At 57.1% G+C, this 1,812-nt stretch carries 1 protein-coding gene; it reads left to right on the forward strand.

The genetic code is table 11. The annotated features are described in order from the left end of the window. Positions 1-275: 275 nt before the first annotated feature. The coding region (locus tag RR842_RS14495; RefSeq protein ID WP_332730280.1) for a helix-turn-helix transcriptional regulator at positions 276-1,812 on the forward strand (1,537 nt) is incomplete at its 3' end.

Raw genomic sequence — 1,812 nt, forward strand, 5'->3', positions numbered from 1 at the left:
TTCGATCGATAAGACGAGGGCGATAATTTTTATTTTCGAGCGTGCCGTAAAGCAAATTTTCATGCATGATAAAACCTGTCCATTCATATCGTTTATCAAGTAGCACTCTATGTTTTGTCGAACTTCTACTCTTAAAAATGTCGGGAATGTAACCGTAAGTTTGTCGAATTAATAATTGACTTAATGATACCTAGCGTCACGGTGAAGCAGCACGAACGACTCTCGCCCCTTACGGCACTCTCCTGCGGTGGTATACTCTGCGCAGGAGGTAGGGGATGGGTTCAGACCAGCAACGCGGGTGCGCCGATGCGAGCTTGCACACCGCTTCGTTCGCGTCATTCAAAACAGTGTTTCTCTCGGGCTTCTCGCTGGCTTTTTTCGGCATAGGGCTTATGCGTCTGTGGTATCAGTTCAACTTCTACAACCTGCACTTTACCGCCGACTACGGCTACGTTACGGTGGGGGCCAACATCGTGCGCGTAGCCGTTATCGCGCTTCTGGTGTTCCTCTCGTACCGCACGGGATTCTCGCACGCCTCGAAGGCGTTTTTCGTGTGGTCCGGTTTGGTGCTCATGACGCTGTCCGGGTTGTTTTACCTGGTCGATCTTTTCTTCAGCACCACTTCGTTTGAAGTTGCCCGCTTTATTATCGGGGGCGTGGGCTTGGTGGGAGGAGAGATAATCTGGGTGTTCTTCCTCGAGCGGCTCAAGCCGGCAGAGGCGTTTTTCTATGCAGCAGGCGGGCTTGCCCTGTCCTGCTTGCTCTCGCTGATAGCCGGATATTTGTCGCATGAGGTGTTCGGCCTGCTCAACCTTTTCATCCCTGCGCTGTCGGTGTTCGCCTACTGGCGCGCGATGGATTTGCTCGACAAGGGGAAGCACCCTTCGGGGCGGTTGCTTGGCCATGCGGCCCATGGCGGCGTGCCCCAAGATGCCGCAGTCGCTTCAGGGCGCAGCGGCGGCGAGGAGAAAGTCGATCGCCTGTACAGCACCCAACAACGCGGCTACCTCTTTACCATCATTGCAGCCTTCTTCCTGTATGCCTTCTTGATAGGCATGGCGCTCGGATACCCCGACGGACGTGTGCGCGAGCTCTCCCAGGCAATGCGCACCGTGCATCAGCTGCTGGTCATCGCCGTTATCGCGGCCACGGTGTGGTGGGTGCTCGTACGGGGGCGCGGGTTCAGCTTGGCGGGGTTCTGGTTCTTCGTGAACTTTCTCATGATCGCCGCCATCACCTTCCTGATGAGCGGATGGCCGGGTTCGGAGGAGCTGGCCACGTTCTTCGCCACTAACGCTATCACCTGCTTCTATATCCCCCTGGTATTCTTCATCTACCTTATAGGCCGTCACTCCGACCAGCCCACGGTGCTGGTGTACGGGTTCGTGTACGGAGGCGCATTGCTGGCTATGTGCATCGGGCGCATCGTCGTGCACCAGATCGGGCCGCATCTCGAATACGGCCTCTGGCTGCTCATCTGCATGGCATTTGTGGCGCTGGTGGAGATGGTGTTGGTGGTGTATCCGCGACCGGACGTACCTTGTCCCTTGGGTTGCGAGTTGAAGGCGGTGCCGAAAGCGTCTGGGTCGGCGCGCACGATCGCTCCGGACGAGGTGGAGAAACCGAGCCAGGATTCGATCGAAGGCGATTCTCTTGCCTCGTTTGCCGACGCGTTTCGCCTGAGCGCCACTGAAACGGAGATTGCGCGCCTGCTTGCCCAAGGGCGAAGCCGCACGGTCATCGCCGGAACGCTCAACTACTCCGAGAACACGGTACGCAACTACGCCCGTATCCTCTATCGCAAAGTGGGCG

The organism is Gordonibacter sp., assembly GCF_036667095.1.
GTDB lineage: Bacteria > Actinomycetota > Coriobacteriia > Coriobacteriales > Eggerthellaceae > Gordonibacter.